General features: G+C 33.6%; 1 protein-coding gene. It reads right to left on the bottom strand.

The window, feature by feature from the left end; translation table 11 throughout:
- Positions 1-1,911: NosD domain-containing protein (locus QMD21_07640; GenBank protein ID MDI6856634.1), on the bottom strand; the 1,911-nt coding region annotated here is incomplete at both ends.

Raw genomic sequence — 1,911 nt, forward strand, 5'->3', positions numbered from 1 at the left:
ATCAGTAATGTCTCCCAAAACAGCAACAAATTGAATCGGGCAAGGAGTTCCATCGCATTTGATATTATTTTTATTTTCATTTATCCAATCGATTGCTTTCTTTAATCTTTCACTAAGGTAATAATCTTCTCCTCCATATCCGTCATCATAACTTTCCCCATCATAATCTGGATAACCTCTCCCCAAATGAATGTCAGTAATAATGGCAAATGACCACTTTCGAGGCTTTTCCCAGCCGCTTTCTTCCATAAAAGGATATCTATCTATAATGCGGTGATGAGGGCGAGCACGGGAAATATAAGGGGTATCACCTATTCCATCTGATCCCGGTTGATCTTGATTTGGACCCGAATGTAAATCTACTCCAGTATAATCCGACCAATAATTCCCTCCATCAGGGTAACCATTATCGAAGATATTATCTAATCCGCTATAAATGACCGCTTGTCTACCATTGTGTATGAAATTATTATGAAAAATTTGGTTTTCATAGGAGTAACGCAAGTAAATTCCATAACCGTTCCTCGTTATGTTATTTTTAGAGACTAAATTATTACGTGACTCAGGATAAGCGCCATATCCAAAATAGATGCCATATATATGATCACTGATGTCATTTTTAGATATAATATTATCCTTAGAAAGACTCAGTCCGATACCAAACCAGAAGTTACTTTTTATACTGTTTTCCAAAATGCGATTCCTAGATGATTTCCAAAGAAAAATAGCTTCTGTTGTGTTTCCTGTTAGGCTATTTTTCCAAATAGTGTTATTGCCAGATCCTGGGTAAAGCAAAATACCCCACCTATTTCCTTTTATATTATTTCCATAAAAAGTATTATTCTCTGAACGACAAAAAATACCAGATTGATTTCCTACTATTACATTCTCAGAGATTATATTACCCGAAGAATGAATGATCACACCATGGTAGTTATTTTTGCAATTATTTTCTAGCATGCGATTATTATTTGAGCTTCCATAAAAAGAGAGACCCTGGTCAGAATTGTTCGAAATTGTGTTATTTAATAAATTATTGTTGCTTGAGTCACTTAGCCAAATACCAAATTTGCTATGCGAAAAATTATTGTTTAATATTGTGTTGTTGTTTGAGAACCCTAGAGATAGACATGTATATTTTCCATTATAACAATTGTTATTAGATATAGTGTTACCGCTCGAATTGAAGAGTCCGAGATTAACTGAAAAATTGCTTATAATACAACTTTTTATTACCACACTTGTTTTACCGTTGAGATAAATACCATAACTGGTCTGATCACCTGTTATATTACGAGTTTGGCAATCTAGAATAATATTATCTGAGGTGAACTCTACGCTTTCGGTTAAATCTCGATTTAAGGTGCAGGTTCTTGTTGCTTCATCCCAAATTCCATATTTTGAGCAATCATCAGGAATGAATATTGTTCCTCTTTTTTCTTGAATCCAGATGTGATGGGGTTGGGATAAATCTTGTCGCCAGCTATAATTTCCATTTCCATCTGAAACGAAAACAGTTTCATTTTTATAGCTGTCTTGGTATTTATAATAGGTTTCATTTACTTTTAAGCCTCCAATAGTTAATTCAGTAGAGTTAATATTATCTTTAGCAGCCTCAATATCCATACTAATCATTCTGGGAATTGATTCCAAAACTATTTTTATTTCCTCGGTGCTTTTTAAAGTAATGTTAAGATATTCGCTATCTCTTATCTCAAAATAGGTTCCAGTTTTCTCTATTCTTCCAGGAATTGAAGGTTCCAATGGAAATTCCGATTCTTGAAACAATTGTTCCCCTAATATTTCTCCATTTATTTCTCCTTCTGCTTGAATTTTATTTTTAGCAAAACTCGAGGGAGGGTTTGGTAAAAGCAAACTAAACAAAACCAAAGTTATTAAAGGAATTTTGAT

It is taken from the genome of Candidatus Thermoplasmatota archaeon (assembly GCA_030018475.1).
GTDB lineage: Archaea > Thermoplasmatota > JASEFT01 > JASEFT01 > JASEFT01 > JASEFT01.